At 72.6% G+C, this 21,982-nt stretch carries 22 protein-coding genes and 1 pseudogene; 12 read left to right on the top strand and 11 right to left on the bottom strand.

Going from position 1 to position 21,982, the window contains the following annotated elements; all coding sequences use genetic code 11:
- Positions 1–9 precede the first annotated feature (9 nt).
- On the bottom strand, positions 10–648 hold the full coding sequence (locus tag FHU34_RS28670; RefSeq protein ID WP_145785296.1) for a DUF6642 family protein: 639 nt from the start codon (positions 646–648) through the stop codon (positions 10–12).
- A 304-nt stretch (positions 649–952) separates the two neighbouring features.
- Between FHU34_RS28670 and FHU34_RS28675 the strand changes: the two genes are divergently transcribed.
- Complete coding sequence (locus FHU34_RS28675; RefSeq protein ID WP_145785297.1) at positions 953–1,741, top strand: D-Ala-D-Ala carboxypeptidase family metallohydrolase; 789 nt, start codon at positions 953–955, stop codon at positions 1,739–1,741.
- Between the two features lie 101 nt (positions 1,742–1,842).
- On the opposite strand, the gene FHU34_RS28680 is transcribed toward FHU34_RS28675, so the two are convergent.
- The 3 genes and pseudogenes from FHU34_RS28680 to FHU34_RS28690 form a co-directional block, all read right to left on the bottom strand.
- Positions 1,843–2,274: a hypothetical protein gene (locus tag FHU34_RS28680; protein WP_244311869.1), complete on the bottom strand. Its 432-nt coding sequence runs from the start codon at positions 2,272–2,274 to the stop codon at positions 1,843–1,845.
- Positions 2,275–2,513: 239 nt separating this feature from the next.
- Positions 2,514–3,280 (bottom strand): annotated as a pseudogene (locus FHU34_RS28685) (response regulator).
- Positions 3,259–4,509 (bottom strand): sensor histidine kinase, encoded by a 1,251-nt coding sequence (locus tag FHU34_RS28690; protein WP_145785300.1) that lies wholly within the window; start codon positions 4,507–4,509, stop codon positions 3,259–3,261. The pseudogene FHU34_RS28685 and the gene FHU34_RS28690 overlap by 22 nt, the downstream one beginning before the upstream one ends.
- A gap of 132 nt (positions 4,510–4,641) precedes the next feature.
- Between FHU34_RS28690 and FHU34_RS28695 the strand changes: the two genes are divergently transcribed.
- Genes FHU34_RS28695 through FHU34_RS28710 form a run of 4 tightly spaced genes read left to right on the top strand, consistent with a single transcriptional unit; the run spans position 4,642 to position 7,674 of the window.
- Entirely contained in the window at positions 4,642–5,538 is an 897-nt protein-coding gene (locus FHU34_RS28695; RefSeq protein ID WP_145785301.1) for an ABC transporter ATP-binding protein, read from the top strand.
- Positions 5,535–6,326 carry an ABC transporter permease gene (locus FHU34_RS28700; RefSeq protein WP_145785302.1) on the top strand — a complete coding sequence of 264 codons (792 nt, stop codon included), beginning with the start codon at positions 5,535–5,537 and terminating at the stop codon, positions 6,324–6,326. Before FHU34_RS28695 ends, FHU34_RS28700 begins: the two co-directional genes overlap by 4 nt.
- Before the next feature lie 2 nt (positions 6,327–6,328).
- Positions 6,329–7,078, top strand: a complete 750-nt coding sequence (locus FHU34_RS28705) for a YqeB family protein (protein ID WP_145785303.1) — start codon at positions 6,329–6,331, stop codon at positions 7,076–7,078.
- A 32-nt stretch (positions 7,079–7,110) separates the two neighbouring features.
- Complete coding sequence (locus FHU34_RS28710; RefSeq protein ID WP_145785304.1) at positions 7,111–7,674, top strand: SOUL family heme-binding protein; 564 nt, start codon at positions 7,111–7,113, stop codon at positions 7,672–7,674.
- Positions 7,675–7,680: 6 nt separating this feature from the next.
- Here FHU34_RS28710 and FHU34_RS28715 read toward each other — a convergent pair whose 3' ends face one another.
- From FHU34_RS28715 to FHU34_RS28725, 3 genes are read right to left on the bottom strand one after another with little or no spacing between them, the layout of a single operon-like run.
- The gene (locus FHU34_RS28715) at positions 7,681–8,670 is read right to left on the bottom strand and encodes a hypothetical protein (protein ID WP_145785305.1); all 990 of its coding nucleotides are present in this window, start codon (positions 8,668–8,670) and stop codon (positions 7,681–7,683) included.
- Positions 8,671–8,712: 42 nt separating this feature from the next.
- Positions 8,713–11,142 (bottom strand): ABC transporter permease, encoded by a 2,430-nt coding sequence (locus FHU34_RS34100; RefSeq protein WP_145785306.1) that lies wholly within the window; start codon positions 11,140–11,142, stop codon positions 8,713–8,715.
- A complete protein-coding gene (locus FHU34_RS28725) occupies positions 11,136–11,885 on the bottom strand; it encodes an ABC transporter ATP-binding protein (protein WP_145785307.1) in 750 nt (249 codons plus the stop codon). Before FHU34_RS28725 ends, FHU34_RS34100 begins: the two co-directional genes overlap by 7 nt.
- A gap of 169 nt (positions 11,886–12,054) precedes the next feature.
- Between FHU34_RS28725 and FHU34_RS28730 the strand changes: the two genes are divergently transcribed.
- Genes FHU34_RS28730 through FHU34_RS28740 form a run of 3 tightly spaced genes read left to right on the top strand, consistent with a single transcriptional unit; the run spans position 12,055 to position 14,450 of the window.
- Positions 12,055–13,212 carry a sensor histidine kinase gene (locus tag FHU34_RS28730; protein WP_244311870.1) on the top strand — a complete coding sequence of 386 codons (1,158 nt, stop codon included), beginning with the start codon at positions 12,055–12,057 and terminating at the stop codon, positions 13,210–13,212.
- Positions 13,209–13,877, top strand: coding sequence for a response regulator (locus tag FHU34_RS28735; RefSeq protein WP_145785309.1), 669 nt, complete (start codon positions 13,209–13,211; stop codon positions 13,875–13,877). Before FHU34_RS28730 ends, FHU34_RS28735 begins: the two co-directional genes overlap by 4 nt.
- Before the next feature lie 30 nt (positions 13,878–13,907).
- Positions 13,908–14,450 (top strand): DUF1697 domain-containing protein, encoded by a 543-nt coding sequence (locus tag FHU34_RS28740; protein ID WP_145785310.1) that lies wholly within the window; start codon positions 13,908–13,910, stop codon positions 14,448–14,450.
- A 41-nt stretch (positions 14,451–14,491) separates the two neighbouring features.
- Here the strand turns inward: FHU34_RS28740 and FHU34_RS28745 are convergent, their stop codons facing one another.
- Positions 14,492–15,469 (bottom strand): MBL fold metallo-hydrolase, encoded by a 978-nt coding sequence (locus FHU34_RS28745; RefSeq protein WP_145785311.1) that lies wholly within the window; start codon positions 15,467–15,469, stop codon positions 14,492–14,494.
- Between the two features lie 153 nt (positions 15,470–15,622).
- A complete protein-coding gene (locus tag FHU34_RS28750) occupies positions 15,623–16,528 on the bottom strand; it encodes a serine hydrolase (protein ID WP_145785312.1) in 906 nt (301 codons plus the stop codon).
- A gap of 52 nt (positions 16,529–16,580) precedes the next feature.
- Here FHU34_RS28750 and FHU34_RS28755 point away from each other — a divergent pair, with 52 nt between their 5' ends.
- Together FHU34_RS28755 and FHU34_RS28760 are read left to right on the top strand one after the other, a co-directional pair.
- A complete protein-coding gene (locus FHU34_RS28755; protein WP_145785313.1) occupies positions 16,581–17,546 on the top strand; it encodes a LysR family transcriptional regulator in 966 nt (321 codons plus the stop codon).
- A 100-nt stretch (positions 17,547–17,646) separates the two neighbouring features.
- Positions 17,647–18,498, top strand: a complete 852-nt coding sequence (locus FHU34_RS28760; RefSeq protein WP_145785314.1) for an aldo/keto reductase — start codon at positions 17,647–17,649, stop codon at positions 18,496–18,498.
- 93 nt (positions 18,499–18,591) lie between these two features.
- On the opposite strand, the gene FHU34_RS28765 is transcribed toward FHU34_RS28760, so the two are convergent.
- Entirely contained in the window at positions 18,592–19,434 is an 843-nt protein-coding gene (locus tag FHU34_RS28765; protein WP_145785315.1) for a helix-turn-helix transcriptional regulator, read from the bottom strand.
- Positions 19,435–19,537: 103 nt separating this feature from the next.
- Here FHU34_RS28765 and FHU34_RS28770 point away from each other — a divergent pair, with 103 nt between their 5' ends.
- Both FHU34_RS28770 and FHU34_RS28775 read left to right on the top strand, forming a co-directional pair.
- Complete coding sequence (locus FHU34_RS28770) at positions 19,538–20,290, top strand: SDR family oxidoreductase (RefSeq protein ID WP_145785316.1); 753 nt, start codon at positions 19,538–19,540, stop codon at positions 20,288–20,290.
- Between the two features lie 83 nt (positions 20,291–20,373).
- Entirely contained in the window at positions 20,374–21,360 is a 987-nt protein-coding gene (locus FHU34_RS28775) for an aldo/keto reductase (RefSeq protein WP_145785317.1), read from the top strand.
- 25 nt (positions 21,361–21,385) lie between these two features.
- On the opposite strand, the gene FHU34_RS28780 is transcribed toward FHU34_RS28775, so the two are convergent.
- Entirely contained in the window at positions 21,386–21,901 is a 516-nt protein-coding gene (locus FHU34_RS28780) for a GNAT family N-acetyltransferase (protein WP_145785318.1), read from the bottom strand.
- Positions 21,902–21,982 lie beyond the last annotated feature (81 nt).

Consider the following 21,982-nt stretch of genomic DNA (forward strand, 5'->3'; position numbering starts at 1 on the left):
GGCGGCGGGTCAGCGCGGTCGGGCCGTGGAGCGGTGCACCGCCTGGGCGGGCACCCGGGGGCGGCCGGACGGGCGCCACGCTCGGCCGTTGGCGTAGATCACCCGGAAGCCGAGGTACGACGCGAGGGGCGCCCAGTGGGCCGAGCCCATCCGCAGCTCGGCGGCATTGTGTCGCTGGCCGTTGGCGAGCACGTCGAGGAGGACGGTTTCGAAGGCCGCCGATTCGACCCAGTCGACTTCGCGGGTGAAACCGCAGATCAGAGCAGCTCCGGTGACCTCCAGGAACTCGCGCAGCACGGCGTCGGAGGCCCTCAGGACCGAGCAGCTGCCGAAATAGAGACGTCGCCCCTCGGCGCGGCCGGCCATCAGGTCGGCCACCTCGTTCAGCTCCACCGACTGCCAGTCGGTGAGGCAGAGTCGGCTCGGCTCGCCGTGCATGGCGAAGAAGCCCACCCGGTGGTCGGCGTACTGCTTGAGCAGCCAGCGGTCCAGGAAGTAGAACAGCTCGTCGCGGGTGGCCGCGTCCTTGTGGATGAAGCGGATCTTGCCCAGCCGCTCCAGCAGCTCCAGGGTGGGCAGCACGGAGCCCCGCTCGTTGAGGTCGCGGTGCCATTGACCCTCGACACAGAAGACGCCACCGCGTGCCACGTGCACCTCCGCCAGTCCGCCGCCCGGGGCTGACGTTACCGGCCGCCGCCGGCCAGGGAACATCACCCTCGGTGTCGCTGATTGCGACGTTCGGTGTGGTTGACCGGAACAGGGCTGATCGGCAGCAATTGGCTGTTTCGCAAATCAGTCGAATTCCCAGCCAATACCCAGGAGCGACGGTTTGTGAGGACGATTCTCGTTAATCGCCTCCAACCGCCTCGATCAGTGTCAGGGTGGAAATCGCGGGACTTCTTGGTCGATGTCCCGTGGCCACCCCAATCGCTCTCCTATCGGGAGGACTTCTGTGCGCGTAAACACCTTGAAGCGTGCTGCCATCGCATTTGCCCTGGCACTGCCCGGGGCAGCGATCGCCGCGGTGGTCGCCGCGCCGGCGGCGCATGCGGACGGCTGCTACACGTGGAACCGCACCCTGACCCAGGGACGCTCCGGCGACGACGTCCGCCAATTGCAGATCCGGGTCGCCGGGTGGGCCGGCAACCGGGACATCGTGGAGAACGACGGCCGCTACGGACCGAAGACCGCCGCCGCGGTCAAGCGGTTCCAGCAGGCGTACGGGTTGCGCGCCGACGGCATCGCCGGCCCGCAGACCTACGCCAAGCTGTACCAACTCCAGGACAACGACTGCACACCCGCGCACTTCAGCTACGGCGAGCTGGACAACGGCTGCGGTGGCAGCGGGTGGAGCGGCGGCCCGCTGTCGGCGGCCCAGACCAAGCAGAACGCGTTGCGCACCATGTGGAAGCTGGAGGCGCTGCGCAAGAGCCTCGGCGACAAGCCGCTGAACGTGTCCAGCGGTTTCCGCAGTCGCGCCTGCAACAACCAGGTCGGCGGCGCGTCGGACAGCCAACACCTCTACGGCAACGCGGCCGACGTCACCTCACGCACGTCGTCCCTGTGCCAGGTCGCCCGTGCCGCCCGTAACAACGGGTTCAGCGGAATCTACGGCCCGGGCTACCCGGACCACGACGACCACGTGCACGTCGACTCGCGTCGGGAGAACAACAGCGACAGCAGCTCGAACACGACGAGCTGGTCGGCGCCGGACTGCGGCATCGGAGCCGGCAACGACTGAGCCCCCTGTCGGAGCGACGTCGGCCCGACGCGGAGAGGGAAATCTCCGCGTCGGGCCGACGTCGTGTCGGCCCCGGGTCTGCGGGCGGAGGGGTAGCGCGCTCAGCTCGCCCGGGGCCAGCGCGGCGCGGTGACGGGGGCAGTCACCGGCCGGCCAGCAGCGGTGGGTCGTACACCCGGTGGCACGGCCCGCGCGGCCTGCTGCCGCGCCGGCAACCCGCCGGTACGCCCGGCCGGGGCCGGGTATCCGGTGGTCGCCGGCCGGGCACCGGCGGTACGCGCCGGGGACGGCCCGGTCGCCGTGAACGGGAAGGGTACGTGCACGAACGGGTTGCCGTGCCGGATCAACGCCTCGATCTGCCGTTCGTTGAGCCCGTGTGCCTCCAACACGCGCCGCCCCCAGCGGTGCAGGCGGCACGGGTAGGAGGCACCGTCGTTGCGGCACAGCGGCCCGGTGGGCCACTCCTCGGCGGTGTGCACGACCACCGCCCGGACCGCGAGCCGAACATCCTCCGGGGTCAGTGGTGCCGGCATTGGCACCTCACCCAGTACCTGGTCGATGGGATCCGTCGACTGCTCACCAACTCGCACGGCAGGCCTCCCGCAGCTCGGCAGCGGTACGGCGGACTCACCGCACCGACATCCTCGGCCATTGGTACGGGAGACGTCGGACGAAAGTTCATTCCGGTACCGAATCGGATTCCTTGATGTCGGGGCATCTCCACGGCGGGACACCGCGACTTCAACGAAGCCGAGTCGACCAACCGGCTGCGTCAGACGATGCCGGCGTCGTGGACGAGCAGGGCCACCTGGACCCGGTTGTTGAGGTCCAGCCGGGTCAACAGCCGAGAGACGTACGCCTTGACCGTCGCCACACTCATGAAGAGCTCCCCGGCGATCTCCGCGTTGGTGTGACCCCGCCCCAACGCGACAGCCACCTGCCGCTCCCGCTCGCTGAGCCCGGCGAGCAACCGCACCGCCCGCTCCCTGCGCGGGTCGGGCCCGACCGCACCGGGGACAGCGGCGGTCACGTGCGCGATCAGCGTCCGGGTGACCGTCGGGGAGAGCGTCGCCTCACCGGCCGCGACCCGGCGTACGGCGTGCACGATCTCCGCCGGCGGGGTGTCCTTGAGCAGGAAGCCGGCCGCACCCGCGCGCAGCGCCCGCAGCACCTGCTCGTCGGCGTCGAACGTGGTGAGCACCAGCACCTCCGGCGGGTGTGGCTGGGCGCGCAGCGCCTCGGTGGCGGTCAGCCCGTCCACCCGCGGCATCCGGATGTCCATCAGCACCACGTTCGGGGCGTACGCGGCGACGGCTGCGGGCACCTCACCACCATCGGCCGCCTCACCGACCACTGTCAGGTCCGGCAGGCCGCCGAGGATCATCGAGAGCCCGGCCCGGACCAGCGCGTCGTCGTCCACGATCAGCACGCGCACCGACGGCACGACCGACTCCGGCCCCGCCGCACCGGAAGGGGAGGGCACGGTCACCGCAGGCCGGCCGGGACGGGCACGCCGGTCACGCCGGCCACGGCAGCCACGCCGCCAACCGGAAGTCGCCGCTGTCGTCCCGACCGTAGGCGAGCCGGCCACCGGCCAGGGTGACCCGTTCGCTGATGCCGACCAGGCCGGTGCCCGCACCCGGCAGGGTGTCGCCGGCCGGCGCGCCGACCGGCCACCGGTTGCCGACCGCCACGGTCAGGCCGTCGCCCGGCCCGCCGGCCACGTCCACGGTCACCGCCGCGCCGGCTGCGTGCTTGCGGGCGTTGGTCAACCCCTCCTGCACGATCCGGTACGCGGCCCGGCCCAGCGCCGCCGGCACCTTCTCCGCCTCGGCGACGGTGTCGCTGACGTTGACCCGCACCCCGGCCGACCGCGACTCGGCGATCAGGGCCGGCAGGTCGGCGAGGGTCGGCTGGGGCGGCTCCGGGGCGTCGTCGCCGCCGTCCTCGGCCCGGAGCACCCCGATGACCTCGCGGAGGTCCTGAAGGGCGGCGTGGGCGCTGCCCCGGATCACCCCGGCGGCGCGGGCCACCTCGTCGGCCGGCGCGTCCGGGCGGAACTCCAGCGCACCGGCGTGCAGGCTGAGCAGCGAGATCCGGTGGGCCAGCACGTCGTGCATCTCCCGGGCGATCCGGGTGCGTTCGAGGTGGCGGGCCTGGGCGACCCGGAGTTGCTGCTCCGCCTCGGCCCGTTCGGCCCGCTCGCGCAGCGACACGATCAACTGCCGCCGGGCCCGGACGAACATCCCCCAGGCCAGCACGGCCAGGGTGATCACCACACCCCAGGTGACGGTGGCCCAGTACGGCATCGCCGGATCTGGACGGGTCCAACTGAAGACCAGGTTGGTGAGGAGCCCGACACCGGTGACCGCGATCGCGACGGCGGTCCGCCGGTGCACCACGACGGTGAAGTAGATGATCAACAGCGGGATGGCGGCGGCCATCGAGAACAGGTTCAACGGCAGGGTGGCGACTGCCAGCCCGAGCGGCCACCGCCGACGCACCCAGAGCAGCCCGCAGCAGACCAGCCCGAGCACCGTGTCGACGCCGACCATCCAGTCGTGCGGCAGCGGGATCGCCATCTCCGGGGTGGGCGACAAGGCGTCGGCGACGACGAACAGCACCCAGAGCACCCCGAGCAGGAACGCGAGGCTGTCCACCACCCAGTCCCGGGTGGTGCGGCGCGGCCGCGCCCGAACGCGCTCGGCCGGCACCACCAGCTCCCCCGGCAGCAGCCAGGGGTGCTCCGGAACGGCGAGGGTGCTCACCCGCCCATGCTAGGCAGCATCGGGGGCCGACAACCAGCTACCAAAGTCGAGACCCGCCGGTCGACCAAGGTCGACGCGGCACCGACCGGTGGCCGCAGCGGATGGCCGGGCGGCCCCGGCACGCTCGGCGACATGATCGTCGTAGAGAACCTGACCAAACGATACGGGCCACACCCGGCCGTGGACGACGTGTCGTTCCAGTGCGAGCCGGGCACCGTCACCGGCTTCCTCGGCCCGAACGGCGCCGGCAAGTCGACCACCATGCGCATGATCTGCGGGCTCACCGCACCGACGGCCGGCCGCGCCACCGTCTCCGGGCACCCGTACCGGGAGCTGCCCAACCCGGGGCGGGAGGTCGGCGTGCTGCTGGACGCCTCCGCCCAGCACGCCGGGCGCACCGGCCGCGAGGCGTTGACGCTGTCCGCGTACACCATGGGTCTGGACAGGCGCGAGGTCGCCGCGAAGCTCGACCTGGTCGGGTTGAACGCGGTGGCGGCGAAGCGGCGGGTACGGGCGTACTCGTTGGGCATGCGGCAGCGGCTCGGCCTGGCGCAGGCGATGCTCGGTGACCCCCGGGTGTTGATCCTCGACGAGCCGGCCAACGGCCTGGACCCGGAGGGCATCTTCTGGATGCGCGGCCTGCTGCGCGACTTCGCCGACCGGGGCGGCACGGTGCTGCTCTCCTCCCACCTGCTGCGTGAGGTGGAGGCGGTCGCGGACCGGCTGGTGGTGATCGGGGGTGGCCGGATCGTGGCCCAGGGCGACAAGAACGAGCTGCTGGCCGGTGGCGGGACTGTGGTCCGGGCCCGCGATGGCGCGGCCCTGCGCCGGGCGCTGGACGCCGCCAGTCTGACCGCGGCCGACGGCCCCGACGGCCTGCTCGTGCAGGCCGACGCCGAAGCGGTCGGCCAGGCCGCCGCCGATGCCGGCGTCGCGCTGGCCGAGCTTCGCCCCGCCGGCAGCGGTGGCCTCGAACAGCTCTTCCTCACCCTGACCGCCGGCGAATCCACCAAGGAGGCCGTCCGATGACCACCACCACCGCGCCCGCCACCGCTGTCGCGCCCCAACACCATGCCCCGGTACGCCGCCCGTCGCTGCTCCGGCTCACCGGTGTGGAACTGCGCAAGCTCGTCGACACCCGGGCCGGCCGTTGGCTGCTGATCACCATCGGCCTGGTCGTCGTCGCGATCGTCACCCTCCTGCTGATCTACGCCGAGGACTCCGAACAGACCTTCTTCACCTTCTTCGTCACCTCGCTGTTGCCCGTCAACGTCCTCCTGCCGGTGCTCGGCATCCTGTCGATCACCAGCGAGTGGTCCCAGCGCACCGCCCTCACCACGTACGCGCTGGTGCCCCGGCGGGAGCGGGTGGTGGCCGCGAAGCTGATCGCGGTGGTGCTGGCCGCGCTCGCCTCCCTGCTGGTCACAGTGGCCGTCGCCAGCGTCGGGACGCTCGTGGCGTCCGCCACGGGCGGCGCGGGCACCTGGCAGGTAGACGCGACGCTGATCGTGAACGGGGCGATCGTCCAGGTCGCCGGCGTGCTGATGGGTGCCGCCTTCGGCCTGCTGCTGCTCAACCCGCCGTTGGCCATCGTCGGCTACCTGCTGCTGCCGACCCTCTGGTCGGTGCTCGGCGAACTGGTCCGGCCCCTGCGCGGCCCGGCCGAGTGGCTGGACACCAGCCGGACCATGGAGCCGCTGTTCACCAACCACGTCACCGGCGAGCAGTGGGGTCGGCTGGCGGTGTCGCTGCTCGTCTGGATGGTTCTCCCGCTGGCCGCCGGCCTGTTCCGGACGCTGCGCCGCGAGGTGTCCTGACCATGGACACGGCCGGCTACCGACCCCGCACCGTGGTCAGCGGCGGCCCGCTGGAGCTGGCGGTCCTGTGGGGTGGCTTCCCGCTCCTCGGCGCGGGCGCCGGGTGGCTCCTCGCGGCGGCGACGGGCTGGCTCACCCGGCTGCCCTGGGTGCCGTTCGGCGATCTGATCGAGTGGCTGGACCGGCTGCCCGAGCCGCAGGCCACCGCCGGCACCATCGCGGTGGGTGTCGTCGCCGGCCTGGTCGTCGCCGGGATCGGCACCGCCGAACGGCTGATCGTCACCGTCGACCCGGCGCAGGTCCGGCTACGCCGCTCCGACCAGGACCGGACCGTCGCCCGGGTCGACACCCGGGTGGTCTTCCTCGCCGACAAGCACCTGGTGCTGCTCGACGGCGACGGCGCGGAACTGGTCCGGGAGCCGACGGACCTCTCGGCCAGGCGACTGGCGGCGGCGTTCCGGGCACACGGTTGGGGTTGGGCGGACGACGACCCGCACCGGTCGGCGTACCGGCTGTGGGTGCCCGACCTACCCGGGTTGCCGGCCGGCGCGGACGCGCTGCTGCGTGCCCGTGAACGGGCGGTCGAGCGGGACCGCCGTGACGACGCCCGCGAGTTGCGCAGGGAGTTGGGCCTGCTCGGGGTGGTGCTGCGCGACGAGGGCAAGCGGCAGTACTGGCGGCTGACCGCGCGGGCGGTGACCGTACGGCCGGAGCAGTCGACTTCGGCCGAGCGGGAGCCGGACGGGCGGTAGCGTCTGTTCCAGCAGATCCTGGGAGCCGCGCGATGACCGAACAGCAGCCGTACCGGGTGGTGTCCCGACACCCCGGGTTCGAGCTGCGTCGGTACCCGGCTCACCTGGTGGCCGAGATGCAGGTCCAGGCCTCGTTCACCCGGGCGCCGATCGAGGCGTTCCGACCGCTGGCCGGCTACCTCGGCGGCGCCAATCGGGCTCGACACCCGATTGGCGCGGCCGAGCCGACGACGTCGGCGGCCAGCGGATCGGAGAAGATCGCCATGACCGTGCCGGTGGTCCAAATCGAGGGCGAGCGGCCGGGCGCGTATCTGATCCAGTTCGTCCTGCCGTCGGCCCTCACCGCAGCGACCGCGCCCGAGCCGGTGGACGCCCGGGTGCGGGTCCGCGAGGTCGCGGCACAACTGGCGGCGGCGATGCGTTTCTCCGGGCGGTGGACGGAGCAGACGTTCGGCCAGCGGGCCACCATGCTCGGCCGGTCGGTGACGGCGGCCGGGCTGCAACCCACCGGCGCCGTCCGGTACGCGCGCTTCGACCTGCCGTGGAAGCCGTGGTTCCTGCGCCGCAACGAGGTCGTGCTGCCGGTCGCCGAGTAGGCGGCGCTACCTCGGTGCGCCGGGGCGGTGGCCGAGCGCTGCTGGCCACGCCAGCAGCAACGCCATCCCGAGCCCGGCCAGCAGACCGGCCAGCGAGACCAGCACGTCGGAGTCGGCGGAGTTGATCGGGCTGTTGCCGGCCAACGCGGTGAACGTCGCGCCGATCGGCACCAGCACCATCATGGTGACGGCGGTGACCAGCAACAGGGCGAGCGGACCCACCAACGCCGCGAGCGCGGCCAGTGCGTGGTGCCGCCAGACCGGACGGCCACCTGGCCAGTCCCAGGCCAGCACTGTCACCCCGGTGAGCAGCACCGTCCACAGGGCGAGCTCCGGCAGGAGCCGCGAGCCCGGCGGGACGGCGCGGACCAGCCCGACGCCGAGCAGGCACACCACGGCGAGACCCGCCGCCAGCCCGACGCGGGCCCGGGAACGCTCCGGGGCCGCCGCCAGCGCGGCACCCACCGCCAGGACGACGAGCAGCGCCCCGGTGGCCAGGCCACCTTGATTCAGCTCCGGCTCCCGGTCGGTCGGTGACTCGATACCGGCCGCCACTGCCACCAGCACCCCGGCCACGCACGCCGCGCCGGTCAGCGCCCTCCGGTCGGCGGCCGAGGGCGTGCCGCGCTCCCGCCACAGCAGGATGGCCGCGAACACTCCGACCACGGCGCAGCCGCCGACGGCGAGCAGCACTGTCGCCTCCGTGCCGACCGGATCGGCCCGGTCGACAGCCACGTCGGCGGCGATCCAGAGACCACCGAGCACCACCGCCGGGCCGCTCCAGCGCACCTGCCCCCGGCCCGCCACCACCAGCCCGAGTGTCACCGCGATGATCGCCATGAATCGGAGGTCCCGTGCCCAGTAGGCGTTGTTGCCAGGTAGGTGCTCCGACCACGGGCCGAGCGGCTCGGTCAGCGGTTGCCACACCGTCACGCCGATCGCCCAGAGCACGACGGCGGCGGAGATGAGCAGCCCGACCGGGCGCGCGGATCGCATCCGTGGACGGTAGCGGTCCGCGCGCCCGGTCAGGGGGCACGATCATCCGACGACGCCGACCGGGGTCCGCGCGGGGCGGTGACGCAGTGACCGCCACGTCGGCAGCACACTGGCCAGCACGGCGAGCAGCAGGCACAGCCCCACCACACCGGCGATCACCGACCAGGGCACCACCAGGTCGACGGACGCGCCGACCTGCTCGGCCAGGCCGGCACGGATGCTGAGCAGGCCGACGAACGCGACCGCGCCACCGAGCAGCGCGCCGATCAGCACCACCAGGGCGGACTCGGCGGTGACCAGCCAGAGGACCTGCCGCCGGGTCGCCCCGGCCAACCGGATCAGCCGCAGGTCCGCGACCCGACCGGCGGCGGCCAGCAGCAACGTGTTGGCCACGGCGATGGCTCCGTAACCGGCCGACACACCGATCAGCAGCAGCGTGAACAGCCAGACGAGACGGTCCTCGGCGGCGTCCGCCTCGGCCGCCCAGGTGGCCACGTCGACGATCCGCGCGCCCACCGGTGGGGCGATCCGGTCCCGGACGTACACCGTGGAGGTCAACGCCGACGGGTCGTGCGCCCGCACCACGGCCCGGGGCACGAGCAGGTTGCCGGGGAGCGAGTTGTCGGTGACGACGGCGACGACGCGCAACGACACCACAGTCCCGTCGGCGAAGACCACCGGATACGGCTCGGACGGCCGCAGGTTCGTCGAGGCGGTGACCACCACCGTGTCGTCGCCGCGCAGGTCGTCCAGGGAGCCGGCGACGACGGTGAGCACCCGGTTCGCGGCGGCGAAGCCCGCCGGGTCCACACCGAGCGCCGTCAGTGGCCGGTTCTCCGGCAGCGTTCCGGGGTCGGTGCGGAAAACGGTGGTCGGCAGGAGGGCGGTGCCGCCGGTCGCGGCGACGGCCGCTTCCGACAGACCGGGCGCCCGGTCCGGTACGACGATCCAGCCGGCGTTCACGTTGTCCGCCCGACCCGCCGCGTACGCGGCGGTGGTGGTCCGCACCATCCCGGACACCAGCACCGCGAAGGCGACAGTGAGCAGCACCGGTGCGGCGATGGAGGCGGTCCGCCGGGTGGCGGTCAACGCACCGCCCCGGACCAGCATCCCGATCGCGCCACCGGGCCGCCGCACCGGGAACCGCAGCAGCCGCACCACCGGCCCGACCACTACCGGGGCGAGCACTGTGGCACCGGCCACCAGGGCCATCACCGCGTACAGGGCGTACGAGGCCGCCACCCGGGCCTCGTCCGCGGTCGCCGTCCCGACGCTCAGAGCGATCCCCGCCGCGACGAGCAGCGCCCCGGCGGCGATCCGGGCACGTCCGATCGGTCGCTGCTCGATCGATGCCTCGCGCAACGCCTCCAACGGGCGCACCCGCGCGGCCCGACGGGACGCCGACCAGACCGCCAGCAACGCGATCACCGGCCCGGCCGCGAGTGAGACCGCGACCGGCCAGGGGGCGTAGTGGACCCGGAAGGTCGCCGGCTCGTAGCCGAAGTCCACGAGCAGTCGACCCAGCACCGGGGTGAGCGCCGCACCGACCAGCAGACCGACCAGCCCGGCGCTAACGCCGACGACGAGAGCCTCGGCGTACACCATGCGGCGGACCTGGCGTCCGGTGGCGCCGACGGCGCGCAGCAGGCCCAGCTCGCGGCGGCGCTGCGCGACGGTGAACGCGAAGGTGGAGGAGACCACGAACACCGTGACGAAGCCGGCGAGGGCTGCCGTGGCGGTGAGCACCTGCATGCCGATCCACCGGGTCCGGGCGTCGTTGCGCGGCTCCAACGCGCCGCGCGCGTCGCCGGTCAGCACCCGGCCGTCGCCGCCGACGACACCGCGAGCCGTGGTGGCGACCCGGTCCGGGTCGACCCCCGGCGCGAGGACCAACCCGATGGCCCGGACGCCGGGCGCGAGCGCGGCGGCGACCTCGTCCGCGACGTGCACGCCGGGCCCGTCCACCAGACCGGTGACGGTGTACGCCTCCGGACCCGCCGCCGTCAGCAGGGTGACCGGCGCACCGGTACGCAGTCCCAGCGCACTGTCGACCACCACTTCGCCGGGCCTGCCGGGCGGCTCACCCGCGGTGAGGCGCAGACCACCCAGCTGGGCGCTGGACCACCCGTGCCCCTGGTACGCGTCCTCCCGCCCGGTGTCGGCGGCGGAGGGTCGGCCGTCGACGAGCGGTTGGGCGTAGAAGGTCCGGTCCGGTACCGCCGCGACGACACCCGGCAGACCGGCCAACCGGCCGACGAGTCCCGCCGCCGTGCTGGCCGACCACGGTCGGGACGGCACGAACTGGTCGGCCGACGCGCCCGCCTCGGGGCTCTGCACCACGACTGCCGCCCGGGCCAACCGGTCCGGCACCTGCGGGCGCCCGGACGCGAGCAGCAGGGTGGCCGCAGCGACCAGCGCGACCCCGATGGCGACGGCCACGAACGCGCTGGTCGAACGGCGGATACTCAGCATGACCGCTCCCGGAGCGTCTCCCGCTCGGCGATCCGCGCGGCGACTGTCGCCGCCGAGATGTCGCCGTCCAACTCGTCCACCACGCGGCCGTCGGCGAGCAGGAGGACCCGATCGGCGTACGCGGCGGCGTTGGGATCGTGGGTCACCATCACCACTGTCTGCCCGTGGTCGTCGACGAGCGCCCGCAGCAGCCGGAGCACCTGCCGGGACGCCGCGCTGTCCAACGCCCCGGTCGGCTCGTCGGCGAAGACCACCGCCGGTCGGGTGATCAACGCTCGGGCCACGGCGGCGCGTTGCTGCTCACCGCCGGACAACTCACTCGGCCGGTGACCGGCCCGGTCGGCCAGTCCCACCGCGTCGAGGGCGGCGGTGACGTCCCGGGCCGGTGGGCGGCGGCCAGCCAGCCGCAACGGCAACTCGACGTTCTGCCCGGCGGTCAGCGTGGACACCAGGTTGAACGCCTGGAACACGAACCCGATCCGGTCGCGCCGCAGCCGGGTCACCTCGTCCTCGCCGAGCTGGTCGAGGCGGATGCCGTCGATCGTGACGGTCCCCTCGGTCGGGCTGTCCAACCCCGCCGCGCAGTGCAGCAGGGTGGACTTTCCCGAGCCGGAGGGGCCCATCACCGCCGTGAACGTCCCACTCGCGAAGCTCGTCGTCACGCCGTCGAGCGCCGTCACCCGCCGGGTTCCGGTGCCGTACACCGCGCGCAGCCCCGTCAGGGTCACCGTGTGTGTGGTCATGGCCGACACAGTGCCGGCTGTGGTGGGTGCCGCGCGTCGTGCCGGCGCGGACAGTTTCCGCCCCTCCTAGGGGTGGAGCCGGAGGCCCGGAACGGCCGGTACGTCGTCCTCGGGGATGACCGCCCGTGGGTGGACGCGGACCGGCCAGCCGGCCGATACGGTCGGACAGGTGACCCCTCCCCTGCTGACCCGACGGCTACGGCCGGTGGATCTGTACATCGTGGACGCCGTGCTGGCCGTGGCGGTCGGCGGGCTGCTCTGCCCGTACGCGGCGTTGGAGTCACCGCTGCACGGCGGCGTACGCGAACCGCTCTGGGTGTCCGTGCTCGTCGGCCTGGCCCTCGGGCTGCCGCTGGCCGTACGACGCCGGTGGCCGATGACGGTGGCCGCCGTGATCAGCTCCGTCACCACCGTCGCCCTGGTCACCGGGGTGATCCCGAACTTCGCCGCCGCCGCGCCGGCGCTCGCCATCGGCCTGTCCTTCTACACGGTCGCGGTGTCGACGGCCACCCGCCGCTCGATCCTCTGCGCGGCGGGTTGTCTCGCGCTGGTGAGCGTCGCGCTGGTGCTGACGGCGGGCGACCTCTGGTCGCGTGCGGGTGGGGTCGTCTACGCCGTCGTCATGATCGCGCCCGCCTGGGTGATCGGGTGGCTGGTCCGGGAGCGACGTGCCCTCGCCGCCCGGCAGAGTGACCACCTGGTCCGTCAGGCCACGGCGGAGGAACGACTGCGGGTGGCGCGTGAGCTGCACGACGTGGTCGCCCACACACTGAGTCTCATCGTGGTGAAGGCGGCCGTCGCCAACCACGTCGCCGAGGCGGATCCCCGCGAGGCGGGCGCCGCCCTTCGGGTGATCGAGGAGACCGGCCGCAACGCCCTGGCCGACGTCCGTCGGGTGCTGGGCGTACTGCGCGAGGACACCTCGTACGCCCCTGCACCCGGGCTGGACGAGTTGCCCGCGCTGGCGCGGCAGGCGGCGATCGGCGGTGTCGACGTACGGCTCGACGTTCGGCGGGAGGCACCGGGCGGCGTGGTCCCCGAGTCGGTGGGCCTGGCGGTGTACCGCATCGTGCAGGAGGCGGTGACCAACGTGGTGAAGCACGCGGCCCCGGCCGCCTGCCAGGCTACGGTGACCGTCACACCCGGCGAGGTACGGGTGGAGGTGACCGATGACGGTCGACGTCCGGTCCTGACCGGCGGGGAGGGGCACGGGTTGATCGGCATGCGGGAACGGGTGACGTTGCACGGCGGGGAGTTCAGCGCCGGGCCACGCTCGGACGGTGGCTTCGCGGTGACGGCCAGCCTGCCCTACCGGGTGGCCGCGTGATCCGCGTGCTGATCGCCGACGACCAGGCGCTGCTGCGCGGCAGCTTCCGGCTGCTGGTCGACCTCGCCCCGGACTGCACCACTGTCGGCGAGGCGGGCACCGGTGCCGAGGCCGTCGCGTTGACCGGGCAGCACCGGCCGGACGTGGTGCTGATGGACGTACGGATGCCGGAGATGGACGGCATCGAGGCGACCCGACGGATCTGTGGCGACCCGGCGACCGCCGGCACCCGGGTCATCATCCTGACCACGTTCGACCTGGACGAGTACGTCTACGGCGCGTTACGTGCCGGTGCCAGCGGTTTCCTGCTCAAGGACACCCCACCGGCGGACCTGCTGACCGGCATCCGGGTGGTCGCCGCCGGTGAAGGGCTGCTCGCGCCGACGGTGACCCGCCGACTGATCGACGAGTTCGCCAGGCGAGCGGAGCCGGCCCGGCCGCTGCCCCGTCACCTGGACGGGGTGACCGAACGGGAACGGGAGGTGCTCGCGTTGATCGCCCGGGGTCTGTCCAACGCGGAGTTGGCCACGCACCTCAGTCTCAGCCAGGCCACTGTCAAGACCCACGTCGGTCGGCTGCTGACGAAGCTGGGAGTCCGGGACCGCGCGCAACTGGTCATCGTCGCCTACGAAACGGGCCTCGTGGGGCCGGGCGGCCTACGCTGAGCCGGTTGGCCAGCACCCGAGGAGGACGAGATGACCCGGTACGTCGCACTGTTGCGCGGGGTCAACGTCGGCGGCGCCACCAGGCTGGCGATGGCCGACCTGCGCAGGATCGTCACCGAGCTCGGGCACGAGGACGTGAAGACGTACCTGCAGAGCGGCAACGTGGCCTTCGGCAGCACCGTGCGCGATGCGGAGAAGCTGGCGGCGGGAATCGAACGCGCGCTCACCGACGAGCTGGCGATGACGGTGCCGGTGTTGGTGCGCAGTGGCCGGGAGTTGGCGGCGATCGCCGGTGGTAACCCGTACGCCGACCGGGAGGACGACCCGACGAGGCTGTTGGTCGCCTTCCTGGCGACCGCGCCGAAGAGGTCCACAGCGGATGCGCTGACCGTGCCCGGCGGGGAGAACGTGTCGTTCACGGTGACCGGCCGGGAGGTCTTCCTGCACTACGTCGACGGCGGTTACGGGCGGTCGAGGTTCACCAACGCGTACCTGGAGAAGAAGCTCGGCGTGGTGGCGACCACCCGCAACTGGAAGTCGGTGCGGGCTCTGGCCGAGATGGCCGCCGGCTGATCCGGTGGGGGCCGCTGCCCGGCGACCCCCACCGGTGCCGGTCAGAAGTGGTACGCGGTCTCGTACTCGGGCACCAGCACGCGGCTGCGCGGCGAGATCCGGCGGATCGCCGCGATCATGTCGTTCAGCCGGGCACGGTCGGTCTCGGCGACCGGCGGCGGGTTCCGCAGCTCGGTCTCGAAGTTGTCGTAGTGCACCGGCACCACGACCTTCGGGTAGTCCAGCCCCTCCAGCAGGCGGGGCAGGTAGTCCCCGGTCGTGGTGGCGTTCTGCATGGCCACCATCGCCACGTCGGGCGCGAGCCCGGTGAGGTTCCGCTCGGCGACGTCGCTGGCCCCGGTGAAGTAGACCGACGGGCCGCCGTCGACCCGCAGCAGGTAGCCGAGCGTGTCGCCCTCCGGCAGGTCCGCGATGGTCGCCGGCTGCGCGGGCTGGCTGACCCGCACCCCGGGGAAGGCCACCGAGTACGACGGGTTGCGGCTGTGCAGCGAACCGACCACCTCCACGGAGTGGTCGCCGAAGTCCAGCACCTCCCCGCCCTTCACGGCGCTGAGCTGCGTCGACGGCAGCTCGTAGGCCAACCCCAGGTGGTACGCGGTCAGCGTGCCGAACACCCGCGCGCCGGTGCGCTTCGCGATGTACGGCACGTCCATGAAGTGGTCCCAGTGGGTGTGCGTGACGAGCACCGTCATGGCCCGGTCGACGCGCGGGTCGATCACGTCGGTACGCACTGTCAACGCCTTGGCCGGGTTGAACGCACCTTTGAAAAGCCCGGTGTCGATCCGGCTGAGGAACGGGTCGACGAGGACCGTGCGGTCACCGATGTCGACGCGCCAGCCGGCCGTACCCCACCAGCGGAAGCTGACCGCTCCCTTGCGGCGGGCGGACGGGGTGGGTGTGGCGGCCGCCGGCGCGGCCTGGGCCGGAGTGATCGGGCTGGAGGCGAGCCCGGCGGTGGTGACCAGGGCGGTGGTGGCGGCGGTGTCGCGCAGGAAGCGTCGGCGGTCGAGGCTGGGCATGCGGGTCTACTCCCCGTGGTCGGGCGATTGGTCGGCACGAGCCAACCAGCGCGACCCGGCCCCGGTCCAAGATCAAAGGCGACCACCTCCGATACACCGCCGCATATCGGGCCTGCTCAGTGGTCGTGCGCCAGCGTGCCGACGGGCACGAAATCAGTCGCCGCGCAGCGCCTCCACGGCCGTGCGGGCGGCCTCCCCCATCGCCAGGTCCACGTCGATCCGCCGCGACGCCAACTGGTCGGCGCGGGCGAACACGGCGATCGCGTACCGGCCGCCGTCGGGGTATTCCGCGACCCCGGCCTCCAGGTGCAGCCCGGGCAGGGTTCCGGTCTTCCCGGCGACCCGCACGCCGGGCGGGAAGCCGGCGGCCAGCCGGGTCCAGAAAAGTTGCCGGGCCATCCAGGTACGGACCATCGCGCAGGCACCCGCCGGTCCGGCCTCGTCCCGCCAGATCATGCTGAGCAGCCGGGTGATCTCCCGGGCGGTGCTGGAGGTGGTGTGCGCCGGGTCGAACACCCGCATCGCCCGGATCCGGTCCGCCGGCAACGTGGGGAAGATCCGGGCGAAGTCCGCCTCGGTACGCGCGCCCACGTCGGCGAGCATCAGCTCGACCAACTCCCGGGGACCACCCCGGATGCGGGTACGGGTCAGCCCCAGCTCGGCGGCGAGCATCGGGAGCAGGTCCGGGCCGACCCGACGCAGCAGCAGGTCGGCGGCCGTGTTGTCACTGACGGACATGGCGAAGTACGCGAGGTCGCGCAGAGACACCTCGGCGTCGTCGACGCAGCCGGCCAGACCCCAGCCGCCGAGCCGGTCGGCGGCGGTGACCAGTACCCGTTCGGTCGGGTCGAGTTGGCCGGCCTCGACCTGCCGGGCGAACTCCAGCACCAGCAGGATCTTGAAGACGGAGGCGATCACCACCTGCTCGTCGGCCCGCACCCCGACCTCCCGGAAAGCGTCAGCCGCGTCCAGGTCGACGGCGTCCAGGTCGACGGCGTGCAGGCTGGCGGTCACCCCGGCAGCGGCGAAGATCACCTCGATGCGTTCGTCCACGTCCACGCGAGCACGCTATCCAGCGGGCCGGGGTCGGGGCTGGCGTAGGGTGCCGGCCGTGGATCTGCTCCGGCACCTGCGGCACTTCGTGGTCGTCGCACACGAGTTGCACTTCGGGCGGGCCGCCGACCTGCTCGGGATGGCCCAGCCGCCCCTGAGCCAGTCGATTCAGCGGCTGGAACGGGAGCTGACAGTCGAGTTGTTCGACAGGTCCCGCCGCCAGGTACGCCTCACCACCGCCGGTGAGCTGCTGCTCGGCGAGGCGGAGGAGTTGCTCGCCGGTGAGGGTCGGCTGCGCAACCTGATGGGACAGATCCGCGCCGGTGAGCTGGGCGTGCTCCGGGCCGGGGTGCCGCCGGAGACACCCGCTGTGACGCTGCGGGCGCTGCTGGACGGGCTCACCACCCGGGCACCCGGCCTGGACGTGGAGCTGCACGAGCTGACCACCGCCGAGCAGGTACGCATGCTCGCCGAGCGGACCCTGGACGTGGGGCTCGTGCACCACCCGGTCGCGGCGGACGGACTGCGCTTCGGCGCCCCGGTGGACGTACCCCTGGGGGTGTTGCTGCCGCGCACCTCGCCGCTGGCCCGCGGCCGGGAGGTGACGCTCGCGTCGCTGGCCGGTCTGGATCTGGTGGCCGGGCCCCGGGCCACCGCGCCCGGCTGGCACGACCACCTGTTGGCGGTGTGCCGACAGCACGGTTGGCGGCCGACCCGGGTACGCCCGGCCCGCAACCCGGAGTTCCTGTTCGGGTTGGTGCTGGCCGGGGGCGGGGTGGCAGTGGAACCGGCGACGGTGGCGCGTCGCGAGCCCCGGATCGCCTGGCGGCCGATCGTCGACGCACCGCTGGCGAAGCGGACCTCGGCGGCCTGGCCGGACCGGTCGGCACACCCGGCGGCCTCGATGTTCGGGCAGCTCGCCGCCGACGTGGTGGCCGACGCCGAGCCCGCGCCGCCCGCGTCGGGCGGGACGTCGCCGCCGGCCGCACGGCCCTGGCCGGTGCTCTTCGACACGACCGGGTGAACCATTTCGACGTTGCGCTCGTCACCTCGCGTTGTGCGGTGATTCGACAGGCCACCCGGGTATGGATGACAGGCAACGACGATGACGCGAAGGAGCCGTAGTGGCCAACACCATTCCCGACATCAGCCTGAACGACGGCACCACCATCCCGCAGCTCGGCTTCGGGGTGTTCCAGATCGAGCCGAAGGACACCGTCGCCGCGGTGACCACCGCCCTGGAGACGGGCTACCGGCACATCGACACCGCCGAGATGTACGGCAACGAGGCCGAGGTCGGCGAGGCGGTACGCATGTCCGGCCTCGACCGGAGCGCGGTCTACGTGACCAGCAAGCTGAACAACGCCTTCCACCGCCCCGACGACGCCCGCCGGGCGTTCGACTCGACGCTCGCGGCGCTGAAGATGGACTACATCGACCTGTTCCTCATCCACTGGCCGCTGCCGACCCTGTACGACGGCGACTACGTGTCGACGTGGAAGACGCTGGAGGAGTTCCAGCGCGACGGCCGGGCCCGCTCGATCGGCGTGTCGAACTTCCAGGTCGCGCACCTGGAGCGGCTCGCCGACGAGGCGAACGTCGTGCCGGCGGTGAACCAGATCGAGGCGCACCCGTACTTCACCAACGACGAGGTTCGCGCCTACGGTCGCGCGCACAACATCCTCACCGAGGCCTGGTCGCCGATCGCGCAGGGCAAGGTGCTGGACGACCCGACGGTGGTCGACCTCGCCGAGCAGGTCGGCCGGACCCCGGCGCAGGTGGTGCTCCGCTGGCACGTGCAGCGCGGCGACATCATCTTCCCGAAGTCGACCACCCCGAAGCGGATCGAGGAGAACACCCGGATCTTCGACTTCGAGCTGGACGACACCGCGATGGAGCGGATCACCGGGTTGAACCAGGGCGAGGCCGGGCGGCAAGGCCCGAACCCGGACACCTTCGCCTACCTGCCCAACTGACCCGAGCCCGCCGTGCGGCGGGCAGGTCTCCAACGAGCGTGATGCCTCAGAGTCGTCGTGATGACCCTGAGGCATCACGCTGTTGCCGGCAGGTCAGGAACGGACGCGCTGCGCGATCCGGTGGAACGCCGCCTGGGTCGGAGAGCCGGGCTCGGGGACATAGACGATCATCCGCTGGTCGGTCTCCTGCACGTGCAGCACCCGGCACTCGAACTCCAACGGCCCCAGCTCGGGGTGCGGCACCCGCTTCACGATGGGGCGACGTTCGGCCACGTCGTGCTCGGCCCAGAGCTGGGCGAACCGGGGTGAGGTGCCGAGCAGTTCGGTGACCAGCTCACGGATCGCCGGGTCGGCCGGGTAGCGGCCGTACGCGGCCCGCAGGTCCGCGACCGTGCCGCGGACGAACCGGAGCATCTCGGCGTCGTTCCAGTGGCCACTGGTCACCGGCTGCCGGAACGTCCAGCGGATCATGTTGCGGTCCGCGGCTGGCACCGTCGACAGATCCCCGACGAAGTACGTGGCCAGACGGTTCCAGGCCAGCACGTGGTACGCGGCGTCGACGAGGTACGCCGGGGTCTCGGTCATCGCGTCGAGCAGGTGCCGCAGGCCGGACGGCACCTCCCGGCTCGGCCCACGGGTCGGCGGCGGGTTCTCGCCGGCGAGTCGGAACAGATACTCGCGCTCGTCCCGGCTCAACAACAGCGCCCGGGCCATCGAGGCGAGCACCTGCCGGGACGGGTGTGGCCCCCGGCCCTGCTCCAGCCGGATGTAGTAGTCGATCGACATCCCGGCGAGCTGGGCCACCTCCTGCCGGCGCAGCCCGGGGGTGCGTCGGCGCTCGCCCTCGGGGAGCCCGACCTCGGCGGGACGCAGCCGGGCCCGGCGGGTGCGCAGGAACGCCGCCAGTTCGTCACGGCGCAGTCCGCTGCTCGTCATGCTCTCCAGCATGCCCCGGGCGGGGCCGGCGAGGGTGGTACCGCCGGTCCCAGCCTCAGCCCGTCTCTCCTGGCACGGCACCGGCCGGGACAGGCTCGACGGCATGACGAACACGATCGCCCTGATCACCGGGGCCAACAAGGGAATCGGCCTGGCCACCGCCCGCCAGCTCGGCGGTCTCGGGATGACAGTGCTGATCGGCGCGCGGGACGCCGAGCGGGGCCGGACAGCGGAGCGGGAGCTGCGCGACGGCGGCGCGGACGCCCGGTTCGTGCCGCTGGACGTGACCGACGCCGAATCGGTGGCCGCCGTCGCGAAGCTGGTCGAGGCGGAGTACGGCCGGCTTGACGTACTGGTCAACAACGCCGGCATCATCCTCGCCGACGGCGCGCGAGGGCTGCCCAGCGAGACGACAGTGGCGACGCTGCGCCGGCTGTACGAGACCAACGTCTTCGGAGTGGTGACGGTGACAAACGCGCTGCTGCCGCTGCTGCGCCGGGCACCGGCCGCCCGGATCGTCAACGTATCGAGCGAGGTCGGCTCGATCGCCGTGATGACCGACCCGAACGGCGCGCTGTTCGAACTGACCTCGGTGCCGTACCCGTCGTCGAAGGCGGCGTTGAACATGCTCACCGCGATGTACGCCAAGGAGCTCCGGGACACCGCGATCAAGGTGAACGCGGCGAACCCGGGCTACTGCGCCACCGACCTGAACGGCAACAGCGGCTTCCGCACCGCCGAGCAGGGCGCTGAGGTGAGCGTGCACCTGGCGACGCTGCCCACCGACGGGCCGAGCGGTCTGCTCTGGGGCTTTCAGATGGACGCCGGCGGCGGCTACGGCGTGCTGCCCTGGTGACGGACGAACGCTTGACCTGGAGCGCGCTCCAGCTTGCAGGGTGATCTGTGCGCCCACCGGTAGGGCGCGCGAGAGGAGATCCCATGCGGTACCGCACGATCGGCACCGACCCGGCGACCCGGCGCGAGGTCAGCGTCCTCAGCCTCGGCGCGATGCTCTTCGGTAGCGCCACCGACGAGGCCACCTCGTACGCGATCCTCGACCGGTTCGTCGAGGCCGGCGGCACGTTCATCGACACGTCCGACAACTACGCGTTCTGGGAGGACGGCGGGCAGGGCGGGCAGAGTGAGGAACTGCTGGGCCGGTGGCGGCGCAGCCGGGGCATCGGCGCCGAGATCGTCATCGCCACGAAGCTGGGCGCCCGGCCGTTGGCCCCGGGGACGAGCTACCTGGACAACGCGGAGGGCCTGTCCGCCAAGGTGATCCGGGAGTCGGCGGAGCGCAGCCGGGACCGGCTCGGCGTGGAGCGGCTGGACCTGCTCTACGCGCACATCGAGGACCGGGCCGTGCCGCTTCAGGAGACCGTGGAGGGCTTCGCCGAGCTGGTCGCCGAGGGCACTGTGGGTCTGCTGGGCGCGAGCAACCACCGGGCCTGGCGGGTGGAGCGTGCCCGGGCGTTGGCCGCCGCCGCCGGCCTACCCGGGTACGAGGTGCTCCAGTACCACCGCAGTTACCTGCCGAACCGCACGGACCTCCCCAGCGACCTGGACCCGGACGGCGAGCCGGGCGGGGTCAGCGGTGACCTGCTCAGTTACCTGCGTGCCGAGCCCGAGCTGACCCTCGTGGCGTACTCGCCGCTGCTCAAGGGGGCGTTCACCAGGGCGGACAAGCCGCTCAGCTCGGCGTACGACCTGCCGAGCGCGCCCCGGCGACTGGCGGCCCTGCGGGACGTGGCCGGGCAGTGCGGCGGGACTGTCAACCAGGTGGTGCTCGCGTGGTTGCTCGGCGGCGAGTTGCCGTCCATTCCGCTGGTGGGCGCCTCGTCCGTGGCACAACTGGAGGAGAGCCTGGCAGCGGTGGACCTGGAACTGACCGCCGAGCAGCGGCACCGCCTCGACACCACCTGGTGACCTGTCACCAGCCGCCCCGCCGACCTCAGCTCCCGGTCGGCGGGGCGGTCAGGTCGAGCTGCCAGTCGTTGGCCCGCATCATCTGCCCCGGCGGGTATTCGAACCCCGTCTCGCCGAGCAGCGTGAACCCTGCCTTGCGGCAGACCGCGTTGGAGGCGGGATTGTCGACCGACGGATAGGCGTGCGCGTAGCGCCGGTCCCGTCGGGCGCGGGCCACGTCGAGCGCCGCGAGCACCGCGACGGTGGCCAGGCCCTTTCCCCGGTACGCGGGCAGCACCGCCCAGCCCAGCTCGTACACCTGTTGCTCGCGCCACTCGCGGGCCCAGTAGCCGACGCTGCCGGCCCGCGCGCCGTCCGGCAGCACCACCGTGAACATGCAACCCTGCCCGGTGTCGGCGAAGTGCACGTACCGGTCGTGCCGGGCGAGCACCTGCTCGTCGGTCTCCGGACCACCGGTGTGCTTGCGCGTCTCCGGTGAGTTGAGCTGTCGCAGCAGGTCAAGGTCGCTCTCGTGCCACGGTTCGATGTGCGCCTGCGCCATTCCGATCCCCTGTTCGTCGGCCCCAGTCAAGCCGACCCGTGCGACATTCCGCTCCGAAACGCCGCCCGCTAGATCGGATCT

Origin of the sequence: Micromonospora taraxaci (assembly GCF_007830095.1) — a bacterium.
GTDB lineage: Bacteria > Actinomycetota > Actinomycetes > Mycobacteriales > Micromonosporaceae > Micromonospora > Micromonospora taraxaci.